The sequence below is a fragment of the Pseudomonas donghuensis genome (assembly GCF_000259195.1).
GTDB classification, from domain to species: Bacteria; Pseudomonadota; Gammaproteobacteria; order Pseudomonadales; family Pseudomonadaceae; genus Aquipseudomonas; species Aquipseudomonas donghuensis.
Window position 1 is genome coordinate 344,813 of record NZ_JH650758.1, and the last position, 21,166, is coordinate 365,978.

17 protein-coding genes and 1 tRNA gene are annotated in these 21,166 nt (G+C 61.4%); 4 read left to right on the plus strand and 14 right to left on the minus strand.

What is annotated here, in order from left to right; genetic code table 11:
* Nucleotides 1–36: 36 nt before the first annotated feature.
* Together UW3_RS0106165 and panB are read right to left on the minus strand one after the other, a co-directional pair.
* The gene (locus UW3_RS0106165; protein ID WP_010221428.1) at nucleotides 37–498 is read right to left on the minus strand and encodes an Lrp/AsnC family transcriptional regulator; all 462 of its coding nucleotides are present in this window, start codon (nucleotides 496–498) and stop codon (nucleotides 37–39) included.
* 92 nt (nucleotides 499–590) lie between these two features.
* On the minus strand, nucleotides 591–1,409 hold the full coding sequence (gene panB / locus UW3_RS0106170; RefSeq protein ID WP_010221429.1) for a 3-methyl-2-oxobutanoate hydroxymethyltransferase: 819 nt from the start codon (nucleotides 1,407–1,409) through the stop codon (nucleotides 591–593).
* A gap of 93 nt (nucleotides 1,410–1,502) precedes the next feature.
* On the opposite strand from panB, the gene UW3_RS0106175 reads away from it, so the two are divergent.
* A complete protein-coding gene (locus tag UW3_RS0106175; protein WP_026001209.1) occupies nucleotides 1,503–2,291 on the plus strand; it encodes an AraC family transcriptional regulator in 789 nt (262 codons plus the stop codon).
* A 41-nt stretch (nucleotides 2,292–2,332) separates the two neighbouring features.
* Here the strand turns inward: UW3_RS0106175 and UW3_RS0106180 are convergent.
* The 5 genes from UW3_RS0106180 to rpsU form a co-directional block, all read right to left on the minus strand.
* A tRNA-Ile gene (locus UW3_RS0106180) sits at nucleotides 2,333–2,409 on the minus strand.
* A gap of 13 nt (nucleotides 2,410–2,422) precedes the next feature.
* On the minus strand, nucleotides 2,423–6,166 hold the full coding sequence (locus UW3_RS0106185) for an EAL domain-containing protein (RefSeq protein WP_026001210.1): 3,744 nt from the start codon (nucleotides 6,164–6,166) through the stop codon (nucleotides 2,423–2,425).
* Nucleotides 6,167–6,294: 128 nt separating this feature from the next.
* Nucleotides 6,295–8,142 (minus strand): RNA polymerase sigma factor RpoD, encoded by a 1,848-nt coding sequence (gene rpoD, locus UW3_RS0106190; protein WP_010221432.1) that lies wholly within the window; start codon nucleotides 8,140–8,142, stop codon nucleotides 6,295–6,297.
* A gap of 67 nt (nucleotides 8,143–8,209) precedes the next feature.
* Complete coding sequence (dnaG, locus tag UW3_RS0106195) at nucleotides 8,210–10,180, minus strand: DNA primase (RefSeq protein ID WP_010221433.1); 1,971 nt, start codon at nucleotides 10,178–10,180, stop codon at nucleotides 8,210–8,212.
* Between the two features lie 304 nt (nucleotides 10,181–10,484).
* Nucleotides 10,485–10,700: a 30S ribosomal protein S21 gene (rpsU, locus tag UW3_RS28095; protein ID WP_002551877.1), complete on the minus strand. Its 216-nt coding sequence runs from the start codon at nucleotides 10,698–10,700 to the stop codon at nucleotides 10,485–10,487.
* Nucleotides 10,701–10,901: 201 nt separating this feature from the next.
* Here rpsU and tsaD point away from each other — a divergent pair, with 201 nt between their 5' ends.
* On the plus strand, nucleotides 10,902–11,927 hold the full coding sequence (tsaD, locus tag UW3_RS0106205; protein ID WP_010221434.1) for a tRNA (adenosine(37)-N6)-threonylcarbamoyltransferase complex transferase subunit TsaD: 1,026 nt from the start codon (nucleotides 10,902–10,904) through the stop codon (nucleotides 11,925–11,927).
* A 26-nt stretch (nucleotides 11,928–11,953) separates the two neighbouring features.
* On the opposite strand, the gene plsY is transcribed toward tsaD, so the two are convergent.
* Nucleotides 11,954–12,523, minus strand: a complete 570-nt coding sequence (gene plsY, locus UW3_RS0106210) for a glycerol-3-phosphate 1-O-acyltransferase PlsY (RefSeq protein ID WP_010221435.1) — start codon at nucleotides 12,521–12,523, stop codon at nucleotides 11,954–11,956.
* 74 nt (nucleotides 12,524–12,597) lie between these two features.
* On the opposite strand from plsY, the gene folB reads away from it, so the two are divergent.
* A complete protein-coding gene (folB, locus tag UW3_RS0106215; protein WP_010221436.1) occupies nucleotides 12,598–12,951 on the plus strand; it encodes a dihydroneopterin aldolase in 354 nt (117 codons plus the stop codon).
* Nucleotides 12,942–13,451, plus strand: a complete 510-nt coding sequence (gene folK / locus UW3_RS0106220) for a 2-amino-4-hydroxy-6-hydroxymethyldihydropteridine diphosphokinase (RefSeq protein ID WP_010221437.1) — start codon at nucleotides 12,942–12,944, stop codon at nucleotides 13,449–13,451. Before folB ends, folK begins: the two co-directional genes overlap by 10 nt.
* A gap of 87 nt (nucleotides 13,452–13,538) precedes the next feature.
* On the opposite strand, the gene UW3_RS0106225 is transcribed toward folK, so the two are convergent.
* The 6 genes from UW3_RS0106225 to UW3_RS0106250 all read right to left on the minus strand — a co-directional run.
* Complete coding sequence (locus UW3_RS0106225; RefSeq protein ID WP_010221438.1) at nucleotides 13,539–14,768, minus strand: multifunctional CCA addition/repair protein; 1,230 nt, start codon at nucleotides 14,766–14,768, stop codon at nucleotides 13,539–13,541.
* A gap of 55 nt (nucleotides 14,769–14,823) precedes the next feature.
* Nucleotides 14,824–16,386, minus strand: a complete 1,563-nt coding sequence (locus tag UW3_RS0106230) for a SpoVR family protein (RefSeq protein WP_010221439.1) — start codon at nucleotides 16,384–16,386, stop codon at nucleotides 14,824–14,826.
* Nucleotides 16,383–17,654: a YeaH/YhbH family protein gene (locus UW3_RS0106235; protein ID WP_010221440.1), complete on the minus strand. Its 1,272-nt coding sequence runs from the start codon at nucleotides 17,652–17,654 to the stop codon at nucleotides 16,383–16,385. Before UW3_RS0106235 ends, UW3_RS0106230 begins: the two co-directional genes overlap by 4 nt.
* Nucleotides 17,655–17,775: 121 nt before the next feature.
* Nucleotides 17,776–19,698 carry a PrkA family serine protein kinase gene (locus tag UW3_RS0106240; protein ID WP_010221441.1) on the minus strand — a complete coding sequence of 641 codons (1,923 nt, stop codon included), beginning with the start codon at nucleotides 19,696–19,698 and terminating at the stop codon, nucleotides 17,776–17,778.
* A 281-nt stretch (nucleotides 19,699–19,979) separates the two neighbouring features.
* Entirely contained in the window at nucleotides 19,980–20,309 is a 330-nt protein-coding gene (gene glpE, locus UW3_RS0106245; RefSeq protein WP_010221442.1) for a thiosulfate sulfurtransferase GlpE, read from the minus strand.
* A 14-nt stretch (nucleotides 20,310–20,323) separates the two neighbouring features.
* A partial coding sequence (locus UW3_RS0106250; protein ID WP_010221443.1) for a symmetrical bis(5'-nucleosyl)-tetraphosphatase occupies nucleotides 20,324–21,166 on the minus strand: 843 nt, incomplete at its 5' end.

Below are 21,166 nucleotides of genomic sequence, written 5' to 3' on the forward strand. Positions count from 1 at the left end.
GCAACTGATCATCCGGGGGGATGATTGCCTGGTGTGTCAAACCGGCTGCCCGCGATCCACCTTGCTGCTGAGGATGATCGAGGTAGTGGTCTTTTCCACCCCATCAACGCTGCCGATCTGATCGAGCAACTGGTCGAGTTGCTCGGGCGAGTCGCTGCGCAGCCAGGCGACGTAATCGAATTCGCCGCTGACCGCGCACAATTGCTGTACCTGGCCCATGGCGCTCAGGCGCCGCACCACGTCCTTGCCCGAGCGCGGTTGCACCTTGATGCCGACATAAGCCTGCAGGCCACCATCGATCAGGCGCTGGCCCAGGCGCACGCCATAGCCGCTGATGACCTTGGTCTTTTCCAGGCGGGCCAGGCGCGAGGTCACCGTGGTGCGCGCGATGCCCAGTTGCCGGGCGAGCGTGGCGACGCTTTCACGGGCGTTGATCTGCAGCAGCGAGATCAGCTGGCGATCGATTTCGTCGAGGGCGACGGGGCGGCTGTCGGACATGGGCACTCTCTGGCAAGAGCCGCATTTTGCGGCTCATGGAATAAGCGCGATAGCCTATCCATTGCCCTCACCCTTGGGCAAGGCGTCTGTGCTCAGCGCGCCTTGAAGCAGTGTTCGGCCTGGGGAAAGCTGCCGTCGCGCACTTCCCGGGCATAGGCGGCCAGGGCTTGGGCAATCTGTGGCTGCAGGTCGGCGAAACGTTTGACGAAGCGTGGCTGGTATTCACCGAACAGCCCCAGCAAATCCTCGGTGACCAGCACCTGACCATCGCAGGCTGGCGACGCGCCGATACCGATGGTGGGGATCGCCAACTCCTCGCTCAGACGCCGGGCCAGAGGTTCGGCGATGCCTTCCAGTACGACCGAGAAAGCGCCTGCGCCCTGCATGGCCAGGGCATCCTGACGCACCTTGGCGGCGCTCTGATCATCCCGGCCCTGGGCCTTGAAACCGCCGAGGCTGTTGACTTGTTGCGGCATCAGACCGACATGGGCCATTACCGGAATACCGCGGCGGGTGAGAAACGCTACGGTCTCGGCCAACTCTTCACCGCCTTCAAGCTTGACGCCCTGGGCGCCGGTTTCGCGCAGCAGTCGGGCGGCACTGAGGAACGCCTGTTCAGGCGAAGCCTGATAGCTGCCAAACGGCAGATCGATAACCACACAGGCGCGCTGGGCCCCACGCATCACCGCCTGGCCATGGGCAATCATCATCTCCAGGGTGACCCCCAGGGTGCTGGGCATGCCATACAGCACCATACCAAGCGAGTCGCCGACAATGATCACATCGGCCTCGGCATCCACCCAGCGTGCCATCGGCATGCTGTACGCCGTTAGCACCACCAGATTGCCAGCCCCCTTGCGCTGCTGAATGGCGGGCACGCTCAAACGGTTTTCACGTACATGGCTGCTCATCGGTCTCTCCTTGGGTTGTTCAACGAAGCCGGGCGCAGGCTAACATCGGTCCTTGTCGGCTCACTTGAGCAAAGGAGACAGACGATGCTGTCAATGAGACAAGCTAGCGAAGTGCCGCCGCTGCCGGACTTTCAGCAACTGCCGGGCCCGGTGTACCGGCGCATGTTTGCTATTCCGGCGGGCCATCGGGTGCAGATGCACAGTCATCCCTGGGTGCAGTTCACCTATGCCAGTGCCGGCATCATGCAGGTACTGACCGAACACCACAGTTACCTGTTGCCGCCGCAATGTGCGTTATGGATACCGGCTGGCGTCGAGCACACCGCCTATAGCGACCAGGCCATCGAGTTTCGCGGGCTGTACCTGGACGACTCGCTGCTCAATGGTTACCAGCGCCCCTGTGGCGTGCTGCAGGTCACGCCGCTGGTGCGCGAGCTGATCGCCAAGGCCAGCCGCTTTGCACCGGAATATCCCGCACAAGGGGCCCAGGCGCGGCTGCTGCAGGTGTTGGTCGATGAGTTGCGCGAGCTGCCCGAGGCGCCATTTGGCCTGCCACTGCCCAGCGACCCGCGCTTGCGGCGGATCACCGAAGCCTTGCAGGCCACCCCTGCGGATAACCGCAGCATTGAGGACTGGGCGCAGCAGGTAGGGGCTTCACGGCGTACCCTGGTGCGATTGTTCCAGGCGCAGACGCAGTTGTCGTTCAGGGAATGGCGACAGCGCCTGCGCCTGCTTGCGGCGTTGCCGCTGCTGGCCCAGGGCATGAGTGTCACGGCGCTGGCCAACGAGTTGGGCTACGACTCGGTGTCGGCGTTTATTGCCTTGTTTCAGCGCCATTACGGCAAGACGCCCGGGGTGTGGGCTGCTGAACTGCGCGGCTGACTGTGGAAACAAAAAAACCGCGCAATGCGCGGTTTTTTGTTTGGTGGGCCCAGCAGGACTCGAACCTGCGACCAAGGGATTATGAGTCCCCTGCTCTAACCAACTGAGCTATAGGCCCCAGTGGACGCGGATTATAACGAGGGTTTCCAGGCTGTGCTATCCGAAAGATCCGAAAGTGCTATGCGAAGGAATGTCGCGGCAAATTCCCCGGCTGGCAGCGGCAGGCTGACGATGTAGCCCTGGATCTGCTCGCACCCTTCGGCTGCCAGGAACTGCTGCTGGGCCTGGCTTTCCACCCCTTCGGCAATTATGGTCAGTTGCATACTGCGCCCCAGGGCAATGATCGCGCGGGCGATGGCGGCGTCGTGGGGATCGTCCGGCAGGCCGCGGATGAACGACTGGTCGATCTTGAGGATATCCAGCGGCAGGCGTTTGAGGTAGCTCAGTGACGAGTAGCCGGTGCCGAAGTCATCGATCGCCAGTTGCACGCCCAACTGCTTGAGCTGGTGGAGGATGGCCAGGGCTTCTTCGGCCTGGCTCATGATGAAGTTCTCGGTGATCTCCAGTTGCAGGTCGCCAGCCTTGAGCTGGTGGGTCTTGAGCAACTGTTCGATGCGCTTGACCAGGCTTGGCTGGCGCAGTTGGGCGCCGGCCAGGTTGACCGATAGCGGGCCGAACGCCAGGTAGTCGTGCTTCCATGCCTGCATTTGCTGGCAGGCCTGTTCCAGCACCCAGTCACCCAGTTGCAGGATCATGCCGTTTTCTTCGGCCAGAGGGATGAAATGTTCCGGTGGAACGTCGCCGAAGCTTGGGTGGGTCCAGCGGATCAGCGCTTCGGCGCCTACCAGGCTCTGGGTTTTCAGGCTGAACTTGGGCTGGTAGCACAGGCTCAGCTCATTGCGCTCGATAGCCCGGCGCAGCTCGTGCTCCAGGGCGATGCGTTCGCTGGCCTGGGCGGTGAGGTCGCGGGTGTAGGACTCGACCCGGTTGCGGCCTTTGGCCTTGGAGCGGTACATGGCGGCGTCGGCGTTGCGGATCAGTGAGGCGACGTCGGTGCCGTCCTGTGGATACAGGCTGGTGCCGATGCTGGCGCTGGTGAAGAACTCGTGCTCGCCGGCCTGGAACGGCGCGCCGAAGCAGGCCAGCAGCTTGTGCGCGATGTGCCCGGCATCACTGGGCTGGTGCAGGCCGGGCAGGAGGATGATGAACTCGTCGCCACCCAGGCGCGCCACGGTGTCGATATCGCGCACCTGATCCTTGAGTCGCTGGGCGATGGCTTTGAGTAGCAGATCACCCACCGGATGGCCGAGGCTGTCATTGATGTGCTTGAAACGATCGAGGTCGAGAAACAGCACTGCGCCTTGGCGCTGCGAGGCTTGGGCGCAGTTGAGTGCAGCCTGCAGACGGCTTTCGAACAGAGTGCGGTTGGGCAAGCCGGTGAGCGGATCGTGATGGGCCTGGTAATCGAGCTTGGCTTGCGCGTGCTTGAGGCTGGAGATGTCGGCGAACACCGCGACAAAGTGGGTGATGCCGCGTTCGCTGCTGCGCACCGCGCTGATGGTCAGCCAGCTGGGGTAGACCTCGCCGTTCTTGCGCCGGTTATGGATTTCGCCTTGCCAATGGCCCTCGGCAGTCAACTGGTGCCACATGGCCACGTAGAAGGCACTGTCGTGCTGACCGGAGGCCAGCAGGCGCGGGGTCTGGCCCAGGGCTTCGAACTCGCTGTAGCCGGTGATTTCGCTGAAGGCGCGGTTGACGGCGCTGATGCGTTGGTCGGTATCGGTGATCAGTACCCCTTCGGCGGTGTTCTCGAACACCGTGGCGGCCAGTTGCAGTTTTTCCTGCATCAGGTGGCGCTCGGTGATGTCGCGGGCGATGGTCAGCATGCAGTCAACGCCGGCGATCGGTAATGGCCTGGCGGATAGCTCGCACAGGCGGATTTGACCGTCGCTGCGGCGGATATGACAGCTGAAATCACGTACGAAACCATCGCGCTGGAGCATGTCCAACAGGCGGCGGCGCTCGTTGAGGTCGACCCAGATACCCAGGTCCAGCGACGTGTGGTCCAGCGACATATGGGTGTCGTAGCCGGTCAGTCGGCAGAAGCCTTCGTTCACCTCGATCAGCAGGCCGTCGCTCTGGCGTGACAGCAGCAGGCCGTCAGGAGAGGCGTGGAAGGCTTTGGCGAACTTCTCTTCGGAGGTTTGCAGCTGTTCCTGGGTTTCCTTTAGCTGACTGATGTCCCTAACCGCCACGACCAGTGCCGGCGTGCTGTCGAGCTGGAAGGTTTCGGCGGAGGTCAAGCCGGTGAACACCTGGCCGTTGCTGCGCCGGAAGAGCATTTCCAGGTTGCGGATGCTGCCTGCCTGCAAGCGTTTGAGCAGGTCGGGGCCGATGCCGTCGATGCCCCAGATGTTCAGTTCGGTCGCGGTGCGGCCCAGCACCTGCGCCGGGCTCAGGCCAATCTGCTCTTCGAAGGCTTCGTTGACCTCCAGCAGGCAGCCGTCGCTCATGCGGGCGATAACCAGGATGTCCGGACATTGCTGGAACACCGAGGCGAACTTTTGTTCGGACAGGCGCAGGGCTTCTTCGGCGTTCTTGGTTTCGCTGATGTCGATCATCAACCCGCGCATCACCGGCTTGTGCCCGTGTTCGATCAGGCTGACGATATCGCGCACCCACAGGCTGCGGCCGTCGGCGCGGATCACCCGGTAGTCCAGGCTGTGATCGCGCCCGGCAGCGGTTTCGCTGTCGCAGAAGGCCTGGGCCCAAAGTGCGTCGTCAGGGTGAATGATGCTGCGCCAGAAGCCCGGACGCAGCCATTGGCTCAAGGGGTAGCCGAGCAGGCCTTCGGCGTGGGGCGAAACGTAGCTGTAGGTGAAATCGTTGGCGTCGGCTTCCCAGGCAATGGCTGACAGGCTCTCGATCAGGCCGCGGTAGTGGTACTCGCTGCTGCGCAGTTCCTGTTCCAGGGCAATGCGCCGGGAAATCTCCGAACTCAGGCGCCGGTTGACGCGGATCACGGCCGCCAGGACCGCGATCAACAGCAGCAAGGCAGGCAGGCCGTAGATCAGCAGGTCGTACCAGAGCGTGCGGTGATCGAGCACCTTGCCGACCCAGCGCTCCTGGATGTTGCTGATTTCGTTGGGGCTCATGTCGGCCATGACTTTGTCGAGGATGCTGACCAGGATTTTCTGCTCCCGCGGCACGGCCATGGCCAGCTGATAGCGGTAGGGCGTTTCGCCGCTGACGTACAGGCCTTCGAGCTTGAGCTGGCGCAGGCTCCAGATGCTCGAGGCGAGGTCGCCAACCACTGCATCCACCTCGTCGGTGGCCAGGGCCTGCAGCGCCGAGCTGACATTGGGCAGGGCTACCAGGTTGAGGTCCGGGTGATGGGTACGCAGCAGTTCATGGGGCGCGTAGTTCTCCACCACGGCGATTTTCAGGCCGTACAGGTCCTTGATGGTGCGCGGTTGCGGGCCGCCGTCATGGGCGAGGATGACGATCGGGAAATCCAGGTAGGGGCGGGTGAAGGCCAGATAGCTCTGGCGCTCCGGTGTCGACATGATGCCTGGCAACAGGTCGAGGTTGTTCTTGCGTGCCTGCTCGAGTACAGCGGTCCAACTGATCGGTTCGATCGGCTTGAACTGCACATTCAGGCGATCCTGGATCAGGGCAATGTAGTCGGCGGCCAATCCCTGGTAGCGACCATCCTGGTCCCGGTATTCGAATGGTGGCCAGGATGCATCGACGCCCAGGCGCAGCTGCGGATGCGCGCTGAGCCAGGCTTGTTCTTCGTCAGTCAGGGTCAGGGCGCCGGCCGTTGCACTCCAGACAAGCAGGAGGGCCAACAGAAGGGCCGGCATTCGGGGCATAACGGCCTCGTCACACAGGTGGATTGATTCGAGTGTAGACGGGCATTCAAGTGGCGGGGTAGTGGGCAAAGGCTTAAAAGCACCGTTCGCCGGAAAAGAAAAACCCCGGCCTGGGCCGGGGTTTGTCGTCACTCGTCGAGGAAGGAGCGCAGATGCTCGCTTCGCGTCGGGTGGCGCAGCTTGCGCAGCGCCTTGGCTTCAATTTGACGGATCCGCTCACGGGTCACATCGAACTGTTTACCGACTTCTTCGAGGGTGTGATCGGTGTTCATATCGATACCGAAACGCATGCGCAGCACCTTGGCTTCGCGTGCGGTCAGACCGGAGAGCACGTCACGGGTCGCTTCCTTGAGGCTTTCGACCGTGGCCACATCGATTGGCGACTGCATGGTGGAGTCTTCGATGAAGTCCCCCAGATGCGAATCTTCGTCGTCACCGATCGGGGTTTCCATGGAGATCGGCTCTTTGGCGATCTTCAATACCTTGCGGATCTTGTCCTCTGGCATTTCCATGCGCTCACCCAGCTCTTCCGGGGTCGGTTCGCGACCCATTTCCTGCAACATCTGCCGGGAAATACGGTTGAGCTTGTTGATCGTCTCGATCATGTGCACCGGAATACGGATGGTGCGGGCCTGGTCGGCGATCGAACGGGTGATCGCCTGGCGGATCCACCAGGTGGCATAGGTCGAGAACTTGTAACCACGACGGTATTCGAACTTGTCCACCGCCTTCATCAGGCCGATGTTGCCTTCCTGGATCAGGTCGAGGAACTGCAGACCGCGGTTGGTGTACTTCTTGGCGATCGAGATAACCAGACGCAGGTTGGCCTCGACCATTTCTTTCTTGGCACGACGAGCCTTGGCTTCACCGATCGACATGCGACGGTTGATGTCCTTGATCTCGGCGATGGTCAGGCCGGTTTCGCTTTCGAGGTCGATCAGCTTCTGCTGGCAGGCCACGATGGCGTCGCTCTTCTCACCCAGGGCGGTTGCCCATTTGGTGCTGCGCTTGGCCAGGTCGCTGGCCCAGGTCTGGTCGATTTCGTTGCTCGGGAACAGGCGCAGGAAATCGGCACGTGGCATGCGCGCGTCACGGACGCACAGTTGCATGATGGCGCGCTCTTGCTGACGCAGACGGTCCAGGGCACTACGAACGCGCTCAACCAGGGCTTCGAACTGCTTGGGCACCAGCTTGATCGGCATGAACAGCTCAGCCAGATCGAGCATCGCCTTGAGGCTGTCCTTGTGGCTGCGGCCGTTCTTCTTCAGAACCTTGAGGGTGGCGTTCAGTTGATCCTGAACGGCACCGAAGCGCTGACGAGCGACTTCCGGGTCGGGACCGCTTTCGGTCTCTTCCTCTTCCTCGTCACCTTCCTTCTCTTCGTCTTCGTCGTCAGCTTCGGCCTTGGCCGGTGCTTTCGGGTCGATCGGCGGCGGTACTTCGGCCGGCGGCGCAATGCCGTCGTCCGGGTCGATGTAGCCGCTGAGAACGTCGGACAGGCGGCCACCTTCGGTGGTGACGCGATCGTACTCGGAGAGGATGTGCTCGACAGTACCCGGGAAGTGGGCGATAGCACCCATGACTTCGCGAATACCTTCTTCGATCCGCTTGGCGATTTCGATTTCGCCTTCGCGGGTCAGAAGCTCGACGGTACCCATTTCACGCATGTACATGCGCACCGGGTCAGTCGTGCGACCAATATCGGTTTCCACAGCCGCCAACGCTGCGGCGGCTTCTTCAGCTGCGGCTTCGTCGGTGTCGGCTTCGGCCAACAAAAGGGCATCCGCATCCGGAGCACTCTCGAATACGTTGATCCCCATGTCGTTGATCATGCGGATGATGTCTTCCACCTGCTCCGGATCTGAAATATCCTCTGGCAGGTGGTCGTTGACCTCCGCGTAAGTCAGGTAGCCCTGCTCACGACCGCGGGTGATCAACTCTTTGATGCGAGACTGCTGTTGCGCTTTTCCGGACATAACACCCTATCCACTGAAGGTCTTGGCGGGCAAAAAACAAGCCGAGGATTATACCCGAGCTAGGACCTCACGCGCCAGTTGAGGTCGGGGTTTGTGCGGGAACATTACGGCTTAACAGGTCACGCAGCTGATTTTTTTCCTCTGCGCTCAAGTCACTTTGACGTGCTTTCCTGAGCAGATGTTCCAGGCTGCGCTCGCGTTGGCGAGCGGACAAGCTAGTTATAGTGTCGAAAAACTGTTGTTCAAGGTTGTCGGCATCGATCAGCCATTCCTTTTCTGCCAAGGCCCTGAGCAAGCGGCCTTGTTCGGTGCCGTGCCAGCGGGCGATCAGCTGTAGTGAGCGTAGCTCAGGATTCTTTTGCAACGCCTCCAGCAGGGCCACCAGCAACTGGGCGTAGACGTGTTCCTCGGCCGCCAGCTGGCTGGCGTCCTCGACCTTTTTCGCCAGTTGCGGGTGGTGCAGGAGGGTGCGCAAGGCGCTCAAGGTCGGCGGTTCTACCGAGGTCGGCACCCGTGGCGGGGCATCCTGGCGCTGGCCGTTGCGCTCCCAGGGTTTGCCCTTCTTGTCCCAGGGCTTGCCTTCCCATTTTTTCTTGCCGCCCTTGTTCGGTGCCCACTGCTGTTGCGGTGGTGTGTACTCGGGCTGGTGAAAATCGCCGTAGTCCGGCGTGTAGTCGGGAATGGCATCGTAATCGATGCCCGGGTCATAGCTGGGCGGTGCTTCGACCGGCGCGGAGTGCGCCAGTTGTTCGACCTGCTGGTTGTCCAGCCCGGTGATTTCCTTGAGGCGATTGCGCATCAGTGCGCGCAGGTTGGCCCCGGGCACTTTTTCGATCAACGGTGCAGCGAGGGTGGCCATGTGCGCCTTGCCCTCGAGCGAGCGTGGGTCGGCTTCTTCGGTCAGTTGCTGGAAAAAGTAATCGGCCAGCGGTTGAGCATGCTGGTTGATTCGGGCGCGGAAAGCGTCGGTGCCTTCGGCGCGTACCAGGGTGTCCGGGTCTTCGCCTTCGGGCAAAAACAGAAAGCGCGCCTTGCGCCCGTCCTGCAGGCTCGAAAGTGTTGCTTCCAGGGCGCGCCAGGCGGCGTTGCGGCCAGCCTGGTCGCCGTCGAAACAGAACAGCACGCTGGGCACGACGCGAAACAGGCGCTTGAGGTGCTCTTCGCTGGTGGCCGTACCCAGGGTCGCCACCGCGTTGCGCAGGCCTTGTTGCGCAAGGGCGATGACGTCCATGTAGCCTTCGACCACGATGATTTCATCGAGGTTGCGGTTGAATTTACGTGCCTCGTACAGCCCGTACAGCTCCTGGCCCTTGTGGAACACCGGGGTTTCCGGGGAGTTGAGGTACTTGGGCTTGTCGTCGCCCAGCACCCGGCCGCCGAAGGCGATGACCCGGCCACGGCTGTCGCGGATCGGAAACATCACTCGGTCGCGGAAGCGGTCGTAACGCTTGCCGGACTCGGCGTTCTCGATCAGCAGGCCGGCGTCGATCATGGCTTTTTGTTGCAGGGTATCGCTGCTCAGGTGCTTGAACAGGTTGTCCCAGCCAGGCGGGGCGAAACCGAGGCCAAAGTCGCGGGCGATCTCGCCGGACAGGCCGCGGCCCTTGAGATAATCGACCGCCGATTTACGCGTCGGGTGGCTACGCAGCGCCTGGCGATAGAACTCGGCGGCCGCTTCAAGCAGCGGGTACAGCGGTGAATCGACCGGTTGCCGGGGCTTGTGGCCGCGCCCGCTGTCTTCGCGGGGCACCTCCATGCCGGCGGCCTTGGCGAGTTCCTCGACGGCCTGGGGGAAATCCAGGTTGTCGTGGTCCATGATGAAGCCAAGGGCGTTGCCGCCCGCGCCACAGCCAAAGCAGTAATAGAACTGTTTGTCGGGGCTGACGCTGAACGACGGGGTCTTTTCCTTGTGGAACGGGCAGCAGGCCGTGAGGTTCTTGCCAGCTTTTTTCAGCTGCACGCGCGAACTCACCACATCGACGATGTCGGTACGGTTAAGCAGGTCGTCGATAAAACTCTGGGGAATCAGCCCGGCCATGGCACTCTCATCATCAGGCGATAAGCAAGTGTAATCGCTAATGCGGCGGGAACGGCTGCGCGTTCGAGCGATGTCGAATGGCGTAACACAAAATACGGAAAGACGTGCTCGTCTGCAGCCGGTGAGGGCTCGTCAGGAAGGACGTGCACAGCTGGCGTTGCGGCCAGTTCTGACGATTCAGGCAGGTTGTCCATGCTGCAGGGCAACAGGACGCCTTGGGCCCGAAGGCCAAAGGATCAAGCAACAACTGCCGGCAGCCCGGCTTTGGGCCGGGCGAGGCAGAAGCTTGCGACGGACGTCTGTATTAGTACAGACGAACGGCGCGGCGCTGTTCGCGCTGAACTTTCTTGGCGTGACGTTTAACAGCGGCTGCTGCTTTGCGCTTACGCTCAGAAGTCGGCTTCTCGTAAAATTCGCGGCTACGAACTTCAGCCAGAACACCGGCTTTTTCGCAGGAGCGCTTGAAACGACGCAGAGCTACGTCGAAGGGTTCATTCTCTTTAACTTTGACGGCTGGCATCCAGAGCTACCTTCATTCATTACCGGGGTCAACGAACTCGTGGCAAAAATGTGCGCTGGAGAACGTCGGTTTTTAAGGGTTGCGGATGTTAACCCTTAGCCGACCGGAATGCAAAGCCTCTGATCGAAAACCGCTGGTCGGCGTCGGGAGCGGGGACTATCATGCGCGCCTTCGAATTCAGCCTCAACAAGGCACGGACCCATGCTAGTACTGGGATTGGAAACATCCTGCGACGAAACCGGCGTCGCATTATACGACAGTGAACGCGGCCTTTTGGCCGATGCATTGTTCAGTCAGATCGACCTGCACCGCGTGTATGGCGGCGTTGTGCCGGAGCTGGCCTCGCGTGATCACGTCAAGCGCATGCTGCCGTTGATCCGCCAGGTGCTGGCCGAAGCCGACTGCGTCGCCACCGAGATCGACGCCATTGCCTATACCGCAGGCCCCGGCCTGGTCGGTGCTCTGCTGGTGGGCGCTTCCTGTGCCCAGGCCCTGGCTTTTGCCTGGGGTATTCCAGCGCTGGGCGTGCACCACATGGAAGGCCACCTGCTGGCGCCGATGCTCGAAGAGCAGCCGCCGGAATTCCCGTTCGTCGCTTTGCTGGTATCGGGCGGGCATACCCAGTTGGTACGAGTCGATGGTATCGGGCGCTACGAGCTGCTCGGCGAGACCCTCGACGACGCCGCTGGCGAAGCCTTCGACAAGACCGCCAAGCTGATCGGCCTGCCTTACCCGGGTGGCCCGGAGATCGCCCGGCTGGCGACCCAGGGCGTGCCCGGGCGCTTTGTCTTCCCGCGGCCGATGACCGATCGTCCGGGGCTGGACTTCAGCTTCAGCGGATTGAAAACCTTCGCCCTCAACACCTGGCAGCAGTGCCAGAGTGCTGGAGACGACGGAGAACAAACTCGATGCGACGTATCGCTGGCCTTCCAGCAGGCGGTGGTGGAGACTTTGACCATCAAGTGCAAGCGTGCCCTCAAGCAGACCGGCCTCAAGCGCCTGGTGATCGCTGGCGGCGTCAGCGCCAACAAGGCCTTGCGCGCCTCGCTGGAGGACATGCTGGCCGGTCTCAAGGGCAATGTGTACTACGCCCGTCCGCAATTTTGCACTGACAACGGCGCTATGATTGCCTACGCCGGCTGTCAGCGTCTGGCTGCCGGCCAGCAGGAAAGCCTGGCAATCAGCGTGCAGGCGCGCTGGCCGATGGAGCAACTGGCGCCGCTGTGAAACTGAGCGTTGCTCATGCAGTGGATTCAGAAATGCCGTTCGCGTCCGGCGAAAAGGTCGCGTAGATTGCCGCGGTGACGCCAGACGATCAGCACCGTCAGCACGCTGATCGGCAGCAGCGCTTCCGGCTCGCGCCAGGCCAACAGCGGCAGGGTCAGAGGCGTTGCGACCAGTGCCGCGAGCGAGCTGGTGCGGGTCAGGTAGAAGGTCAGCAGCCAGGCGCTGATGGCCAGCAAGGCGGCTGGCGGGTAGAGCCCCAGCAGCATGCCGGCGGCGGTGGCGACACCTTTGCCGCCGCGAAAGCGAAAGTACACCGGGAACAGATGGCCAATCACCGCGCACACGCCGATCCAGGCCTGTTGCTGCAGGTCGAGGCCAGCAAGATTGGCGATCAGCACCGGCAGCAAGCCCTTGCACAGGTCGCCAAGCAGGGTCAGGACCGCCAGTTTGCGGCCGGCCAGGCGCAGCATGTTGGTTGCACCGGCATTGCCTGAACCGCTCATGCGCGGGTCCGGGCTGCCATTGAGGCGGCTGAGGACAATGGCAAAGGACAGAGAGCCGAGCAGGTAGGCGCACAGCGCCAGTAACCAAAACATGCTAACCATTCCGGGCGAGGACGCCCTGATTCTAACGGCGCAACGCGCCCTTGTCGTGCTGTGGAGAAAAGTGCTTGGACAGAGTGTTCATCGAAGGGCTGGAAGTCGATACCGTGATCGGTGCCTACGACTGGGAGCGCGGAATCCGCCAGTGCCTGCGCCTGGACCTGAGTTTTGCCTGGGACAATCGCCCGGCCGCGGCCGGTGACGACCTGACCCTGGCCCTGGACTACGCCAGTGTCTCGGCGCGCATCCAGGCGTTTGCCGAACAGTCCGAATTCCAGTTGGTGGAAACCTTCGCCGAGCGTCTGGCGGCGGTGTTGATGAGCGAATTCCAGATTCCCTGGTTGCACCTGAAGCTGACCAAGCCGGGTGCAGTACCTGCTGCCAGTGGGGTGGGTGTGGAGATCGAGCGCGGATGTCTCTGAACAGGGTTTACCTCGGGCTGGGCAGCAATATCGAGCGTGAGCGGCATTTGACCGCCGGGCTCGATGCCCTGGCCGACGTGCTGAGCGACATGCACTGTTCGGCGGTGTTCGAGAGCCAGGCCGTGGGCATCAAGAGCGGGCCGTTCTTCAACCTGGTGGTCACCGGCCTGACCACGCTGCCGCTGATGGAGCTGGACCGCCGGCTCAAGTTCATCGAGGCCGACAATGGCCGCTATGCCCCTGAGCGCAAGGGCTTGCCGCTGGATATCGATGTGCTGATGTACAACGATCTGCATGGCAGTTTTGATGGCCTGGTATTGCCGCGGGCGGAGATTCTCAAGAACGCATTTGTGCTGTGGCCGCTGGCGTTGATCGCGCCTGAGCTGATGCACCCGGGCGCCGGTAAAACCATGGGGCAACTGTGGGCCGAGGCGCAGATCAAGCAAGTGCTGGCGCCGGTGCCGTTCGACTGGCGTGGGCAACAACTAACCAGGATTTGACCCCATCGCTGGCAAGCCAGCTCCCACAAGGTCCGGTGTAGGCAGGCCCTGTGGGAGCTGGCTTGCCAGCGATGAAGGCGACACGCATTACCGCTTGGCGTCGTCCTTGTAGGCCTTCAACGCCTTCAGCCGCTCACCCTTGAGCGCCTCACCCAGTGCCTGCCCGGTCAACCCTTTCTGCACCAGCGGCTGCACCTGCACCGCCCGCGCTGCCGCTGCCGCACCGCGCAAATAGTCCGCCTGTGGGTAATCGCGCTGCTCCAGCCCTTTGCGGCCCCGGGCGTCCATCTCGCACGCGGCGATAAACTCCTCGAAGCGCTGTGGCCGTCGATACACGTCGAAGCTCTGCAGCAATTCCAGCAAGGTCGAGGCGCGTAACTCCAGTGCCCGGTGGCAGTGGGTGTGGTACTCGCCTACCAGCAACGCCAGCTCCTGGCATTCACGGGGCGCCTTGAAGCGCTGGTTCACCGCCGTGATCAACTTCAGGCCGCGCTGCTCGTGAGCGATGTGCCGTGGCCATTGCGCTTGCGGGGTAAGGCCCTTGCCCAGGTCGTGCAGCAAACAGGCCCAGCGCACGCTCAGGGGTTGTTGGTGCAGGGCGGCTTGTTCGAGTACCGAGAGGGTGTGGATGCCACTGTCGATCTCCGGATGATGGGCCTCGGGCTGCGGCACGCCGAACAGGGCATCGAGCTCCGGCATCAACTGCTTGAGGGCGCCGCAATCACGCAGAACCTGGATGAATACCTGTGGTTGATCTTCCATCAGCGCGCGGGCAATTTCCTTCCAGCTGCGTTCGGCGGTCAGCGCCTGCAGCTCGCCGGACTCGCTGAGTTCGCGCATCAGTTCGATGGTTTCCGCGGCTACGCTGAACCCCAGGCTGGCATAGCGCGCAGCAAAGCGGGCGACGCGCAGTACTCGCAGGGGATCTTCGGCGAACGCCGGTGATACGTGGCGTAAAATACGCGCTTCAAGATCTTTTTGACCGTTGTACGGATCGCAGACATTGCCCTGGTCGTCTTCGGCCATGGCATTGATGGTCAGGTCGCGGCGGATCAGGTCTTCCTCAAGGGTGACCTCGGGGCTGGCATGAAAAGTGAAACCGCCGTAGCCACGCCCGCTCTTGCGCTCGGTGCGTGCCAGGGCATATTCCTCGCCACTCTTCGGGTGCAGGAACACCGGGAAATCGGCACCGACTGGCCGATAACCCAGGGCTTGCATCTGTTGCGCAGTGGCGCCGACCACCACCCAGTCGATATCACTGACCGGCCTGCCGAGCAGGCGGTCGCGTACGGCGCCGCCGACTTTGTAGATCTGCATGTAAAACCTCCGTTGATGCCACAGGATAACCTGTCTGGCAGCAACGGAGGGCGCGCTAGAGGTGTACTACAGCCAGGTCCAGGCGACCGTAGTCCGCTTCGCCGTGTTCGCCTCTGGGCGGCACGTGGTGGGTTTTCATCACCTGGTCGCCCTGCAGGGTCTCCAGGTGAATATCGAAGCCCCAGAGGCGGTGCAGGTGCTTTAAAACCTCTTCTGTGGAGTCGCCCAGGGGTTTGCGGTCGTGTTGCTGGTGGCGCAGGGTCAGCGAGCGGTCGCCACGACGGTCGATGCTCCAGATCTGCACGTTGGGTTCACGGTTGCCGAGGTTGTACTGGGCGGCCAGGGTTTCGCGGATGATCCGGTAGCCACTTTCGTCGTGGATGGCCGGAACCAGCAGGTCCTCGCGCTGGTCGTCATCGAGAATGCTGAACAGTTTGAGGTCGCGGATTACCGTGGGCGACAGGTACTGGAGGATGAAGCTTTCGTCCTTGAAGCTGCTCATGGCGAACTTGATCGTCGACAGCCAGTCGCTGCCGGCGATCTCGGGGAACCAGCGGCGGTCCTCTTCAGTGGGGTGCTCGCACATGCGGCGGATGTCGCGGTACATGGCAAAGCCCAGGGTGTAGGGATTGATACCGCTGTAGTAAGGGCTGTCGAAGCCGGGCTGGAACACCACGCTGGTGTGCGACTGCAGGAACTCCATCATGAAGCCTTCGGTCACCAGGCCTTCGTCGTACAGGTCGTTCATCAGGGTGTAGTGCCAGAAGGTCGCCCAGCCTTCGTTCATCACCTGGGTCTGGCGCTGCGGGTAGAAGTACTGGGCGATCTTGCGCACGATGCGCACGACTTCGCGCTGCCAGGGCTCGAGCAATGGCGCATGTTTTTCGATGAAGTAGAGGATGTTTTCCTGGGGTTCGGCTGGGAAGCGCGCGTTGTCGCGTTCACTGTTCTTGTCGGTACCCTTGGGAATCGTGCGCCACAGGTCGTTGATTTGTTTCTGCAGGTGTTCTTCGCGTTCTTTCTGCCGGCGCCGCTCCTCTTCGGCAGAAATCGGGTAGGGCCGTTTATAGCGGTCGACGCCATAGTTCATCAGGGCGTGGCAGGAGTCGAGCAGGTCTTCCACGGCATCGATGCCGTGACGCTCTTCGCACTGGGTGATGTACTGCTTGGCGAAGACCAGGTAGTCGATGATCGAACTGGCGTCGGTCCAGGTGCGGAACAGGTAGTTGCCCTTGAAGAAGCTGTTGTGCCCGTAGCAGGCGTGGGCGACCACCAGCGCCTGCATGCAGATGGTATTTTCTTCCATCAGGTAGGCGATGCAGGGGTCGGAGTTGATCACGATCTCATAGGCCAGGCCCATCTGACCGCGGCTATAGGACTTTTCAGTGCTGAGGAAGTGTTTACCGTAGGACCAGTGGTGATACCCCAGCGGCATGCCGACAGAGGCATAGGCATCCATCATCTGCTCGGCGGTGATCACCTCGATCTGGTTGGGGTAGGTATCCAGGGCATAGCGCTCGGCCAGGCGGCTGATTTCCCGGTCATAGGCCTGGATCAGTTCGAACGTCCATTCGGACCCGGTAGAAATGGGGTGGCGCTTCTGCTCTCTAGCGGTCATGTCACTAACCTGCGCTGGAAGAGTTCACGGAAGACCGGATAGATATCGCCGGCCGACACCAGCTGCTGCTGGGCGAATGTATCGACAAAGGCTTCGCCGATACGCTCATACTCGTACCACAATGCCTGATGTTCGCGAGGGGTGATTTCAACGTAAGTGTAGTACTGGACGAACGGCATGATCTGATTGGAGAGGATCTCGCGGCAAATCGGCGAGTCGTCATTCCAGTTGTCGCCGTCCGAGGCCTGGGCGGCGTAGATGTTCCATTCATTGGCCGGGTAGCGTTCGGCCATGATCTCCTGCATCAGTTTCAAGGCGCTGGATACGATGGTGCCGCCGGTTTCCCGGGAATAGAAGAACTCCTCTTCGTCCACTTCGCGGGCGCTGGTGTGGTGGCGAATGAACACCACCTCGATCTTGTCGTAATTACGCTTGAGGAACAGGTACAGGAGGATGAAGAAGCGCTTGGCGATGTCCTTGGTGGCCTGGGTCATGGAGCCGGAAACGTCCATCAGGCAGAACATCACCGCCTTGGAGCTGGGGTTGGGTTGCTTGACCAGCAGGTTGTACTTGAGGTCGAAGGTATCGAGAAACGGCACGCGGTGAATACGGGCGCTCAGACGCTCGATTTCTGCTTCTATTTCCTGAATATCGCCGAAGTTATCCGGTTCTTCTCGCTTGAGTCTCGCCAGTTCCTCTTGGGCTACGCGCAATTTCGCCCGGCTGCTGCCGGACAAGGCGATGCGCCGGGCATGGGCCGAACGCAGGGTGCGGATGATGTTGATGCGTGACGGGTTGCCTTCGTTGCTGATACCGGCGCGCACGGTCTTGAAAGTGTCGGTGCCGGTCAGGTGGCGTTTGACCAGGTTGGGCAGTTCGAGGTCCTCGAACATGAACTCGAGAAATTCTTCCTGGGTGATCTGGAAGACGAACTCGTCCATGCCTTCGCCGGAGTTACCGGCCTTGCCACGGCCGCCGCCCCCGCCGCCCCCTTGCGGACGGGCGATATGCTCGCCGGCAGTGAATTCCTTGTTACCCGGGTGCACCACCGTTTGCTTGCCGCCACGGCCATGGTGCAACACCGGCTCGTCGATGTCGCGACCGGGAATGCTGATCTGTTCGCCATGTTCCATGTCGGTAATGGAGCGGCGGCTTACGGCCTCCTCGACGGCTTTCTTGATGTGTTCACGGTACCGCCGCAAAAAGCGCTGGCGGTTGACCGTGCTCTTGTTCTTGCCGTTCAGGCGTCGGTCGATCACATAGCTCATAGGCCCCTCCGGGAGTAGGCGGTAGCTGCAAGCTTCAAGTTGGATCACCGCTGCACCTGCAAGCGCGACACGCATTTGACAGCCGTGCGCGGCTTGCAGCTGACAGCTTGCAGCTTGCCGCTTATTGCGATTTTCTGACCCGCAGGTACCATTCCGAGAGCAGCCGAACTTGCTTGTCTGTGTAGCCGCGTTCCACCATTCGGGTGACGAAGTCGTTGTGTTTTTGTTGATCCTCTTTGCTGGCCTTGGCGTTGAAGCTGATGACCGGCAGCAGGTCTTCGGTGTTGGAGAACATTTTCTTCTCGATCACCACCCGCAGCTTTTCGTAGCTTAGCCAGGTCGGGTTCTTGCCGTTGTTGTTGGCCCGGGCGCGCAGCACGAAGTTGACGATCTCGTTGCGGAAGTCCTTCGGATTGCTGATACCGGCCGGTTTCTCGATCTTCTCCAGCTCTTCGTTGAGGGCGATGCGGTTGAGGATCTCGCCGGTTTCCGGGTCGCGGTACTCCTGGTCCTGGATCCAGAAGTCGGCGTACAGCACGTAGCGGTCGAAGATGTTCTGCCCGTATTCGCTGTAGGACTCCAGGTAAGCGGTCTGGATTTCCTTGCCGATGAACTCGATGTAGCGCGGTGCCAGGTACTCCTTCAGGTAGCGCAGGTAGCGTTCGCGCACTTCGGCCGGGAATTGTTCCTGTTCGATCTGCTGTTCCAGCACATACAGCAGGTGCACCGGGTTGGCGGCGATCTCATGAGGGTCGAAGTTGAACACCTTGGAGAGGATCTTGAAGGCGAAACGGGTCGACAGGCCGTTCATGCCTTCGTCCACCCCGGCCGCGTCGCGGTACTCCTGGATCGACTTGGCCTTGGGATCGGTATCCTTGAGGTTCTCGCCGTCATACACGCGCATTTTCGAGTAGATGTTCGAGTTTTCCGGCTCTTTGAGCCGCGACAGCACGGTGAACTGGGCGAGCATCTTCAGGGTGTCAGGCGCGCAATGGGCCTTGGCCAGCGAACTGTTGAACAGCAGCTTGTCGTAGATCTTGATCTCGTCGCTGACCCGCAGGCAGTACGGCACCTTGACGATGTAGATCCGGTCGATGAAGGCCTCGTTGTTCTTGTTGTTGCGGAAGCTGTGCCATTCCGATTCGTTGGAGTGGGCCAGCAGGATCCCGGAGTAGGGGATCGCACCGAGGCCTTCGGTACTGTTGTAGTTACCTTCCTGGGTGGCCGTCAGCAATGGGTGCAGGACTTTGATCGGTGCCTTGAACATCTCGACGAATTCCATCAGGCCCTGGTTGGCCCGGCACAGCGCGCCCGAGTAGCTGTAGGCGTCGGCGTCGTTCTGTGGGTATTCCTCGAGTTTGCGGATATCGACCTTGCCCACCAGGGCGGAAATATCCTGGTTGTTCTCGTCACCCGGTTCGGTCTTGGCCACGGCGATCTGGTTGAGGATCGACGGGTAGAGTTTGACCACCTTGAACTGGCTGATGTCGCCCCCGAACTCGGCCAGTCGCTTGGTCGCCCAGGGCGACATGATGGTGTTCAGGTAGCGCCGCGGGATGCCGAAGTCTTCTTCGAGGATGGCGCCGTCTTCCGCGGCGTTGAACAGCCCCAGGGGCGACTCGAATACCGGCGAGCCCTTGATGGCATAGAAGGGCACCTTCTCCATCAGTTGTTTGAGCTTTTCGGCCAGGGACGATTTACCGCCGCCCACCGGGCCCAGCAGGTACAGGATCTGTTTCTTCTCTTCCAGGCCCTGAGCGGCGTGGCGGAAATAGGACACGATCTGGTCGATGCATTCTTCCATGCCATGGAAGTCTTCAAAGGCCGGATAGCGGCGGATCACCTTGTTGGAGAAGATGCGCGACAGCCTTGAGTTGTTCGAGGTGTCGACCAGTTCCGGTTCGCCGATAGCCATCAACAGGCGTTCGGCCGCCGAGGCATAAGCGCTGCGATCGCTTTTGCAGAGCTCAAGGTACTCTTGCAGCGAAAGTTCTTCCTGACGGGTAGACTCGAAACGTTGTTGGAAGTGGCTAAAAATACTCATGACGTCACCTCGCTCGATACGTGGAGCCGACGCCGGATCAGTCAGCTGATGCTGGCATGCAATCGGCGCTACCGATTGCTGTATACCCCCCAGAACACCTAGAACTCGCTACCGATGACCCGCACGCCGGTGTACCGGCTCTCCCCTTTTTGGATGGCCTGCGCTTAAGGATAGTTCGTAATCGGGGAGGTCAAGGGTGGTTGTACATGAAGTTCGCCATGACCGTTCGTCTGGTCAGGCGCGAGCCCGCGCAGGACGCGGGCTGCGGGAGATGAAAAAAATTATTCGGTGCTGCCCTGGGCGGTTTCTGCCGGGTAGGTGCCACGCCACAGCTCGAAGCCGCCGTCGAGGCTGTAGACGTCGGAAAAGCCCTGGCTGATCAGATACGCGGCAGCACTCTGGCTGGAGTTGCCGTGATAGCAGACCACGACGGTGGGGGCGTCGAGGTCGGCAGCGCGGATGAAATCCGCCACCGAATGGTTGTCCAGATGCCGGGCGCCAGTGATGTGGCCAGCGGCATAGGCTTGGGGGTCGCGAATATCGACCACGACCGCACCTTGCTCGCGCAGCGCCTGGGCCTGCTCGGGAGGGATGCGTTTGAATTCGCTCATGGGTACGGTTTCCTTCAGGACTGGTCGTTCATTCTAGCCGGTTGTGCAGGCGCAGGCTGCGCTCTCGGGGTACCTTCGTCGGTGCAGTCGCAACGATGCATGGCGCCGGTGTCGACATTGTACAGGGTCATGGCGCCACCCCAGACGCAGCCGGTGTCCAGGGCGACTACCCCGGGTTCCTTGCAGCGGCCTTCAAGGGCGGCCCAGTGGCCGAAAATGATCTTCACATGCCGTGAGCGACGGCCTTTGTGGGCGAACCAGGGCTTGTACCCGGGCGGGGCAGTATCGGCGCCTTCCTTGCCTTTGAGGTCGAGCTTGCCTTCGCTGGTGCAAAAGCGCATGCGGGTGAAATAGTTGGTGATCACCCGCAGGCGGGTGACGCCGCTCAGGTCCTTGCTCCACTTGTTCGGCTCGTTGCCGTACATGCCATCAAGGTAGAGCTTGAAGCGGTTGTCGTCGCGCAGCGCTTCCTCCACTTCGCCCGCCAGCTCCAGGGCTTTGCCCAGGGTCCACTGCGGGGGGATGCCCGCGTGCACCAGTACTACGCCGCGTTGCTCGTCGTAGTGCAGCAGCTTTTGCCGGCGCAGCCAGTCGAGCAGTTCAGCGGCATCCGGGGCACCGAGGATCTCGCGCAGGGTGTCGCTCTTTTTCAGGCGCTCGATGTTATGCCAGGCGGCCAGCAGGTGCAGGTCATGGTTGCCCAGCACGCACACCAGTGATTGGCGGATCGAATAAAGGAAGCGCAGGGTCTCCAGCGACTCTGGGCCGCGATTGACCAGGTCGCCGACCAGCCATAGGCGATCGACTGACGGGTTGAAGGCGACCCGTTCGAGCAGGCATTTGAGTGGCTGGAGGCA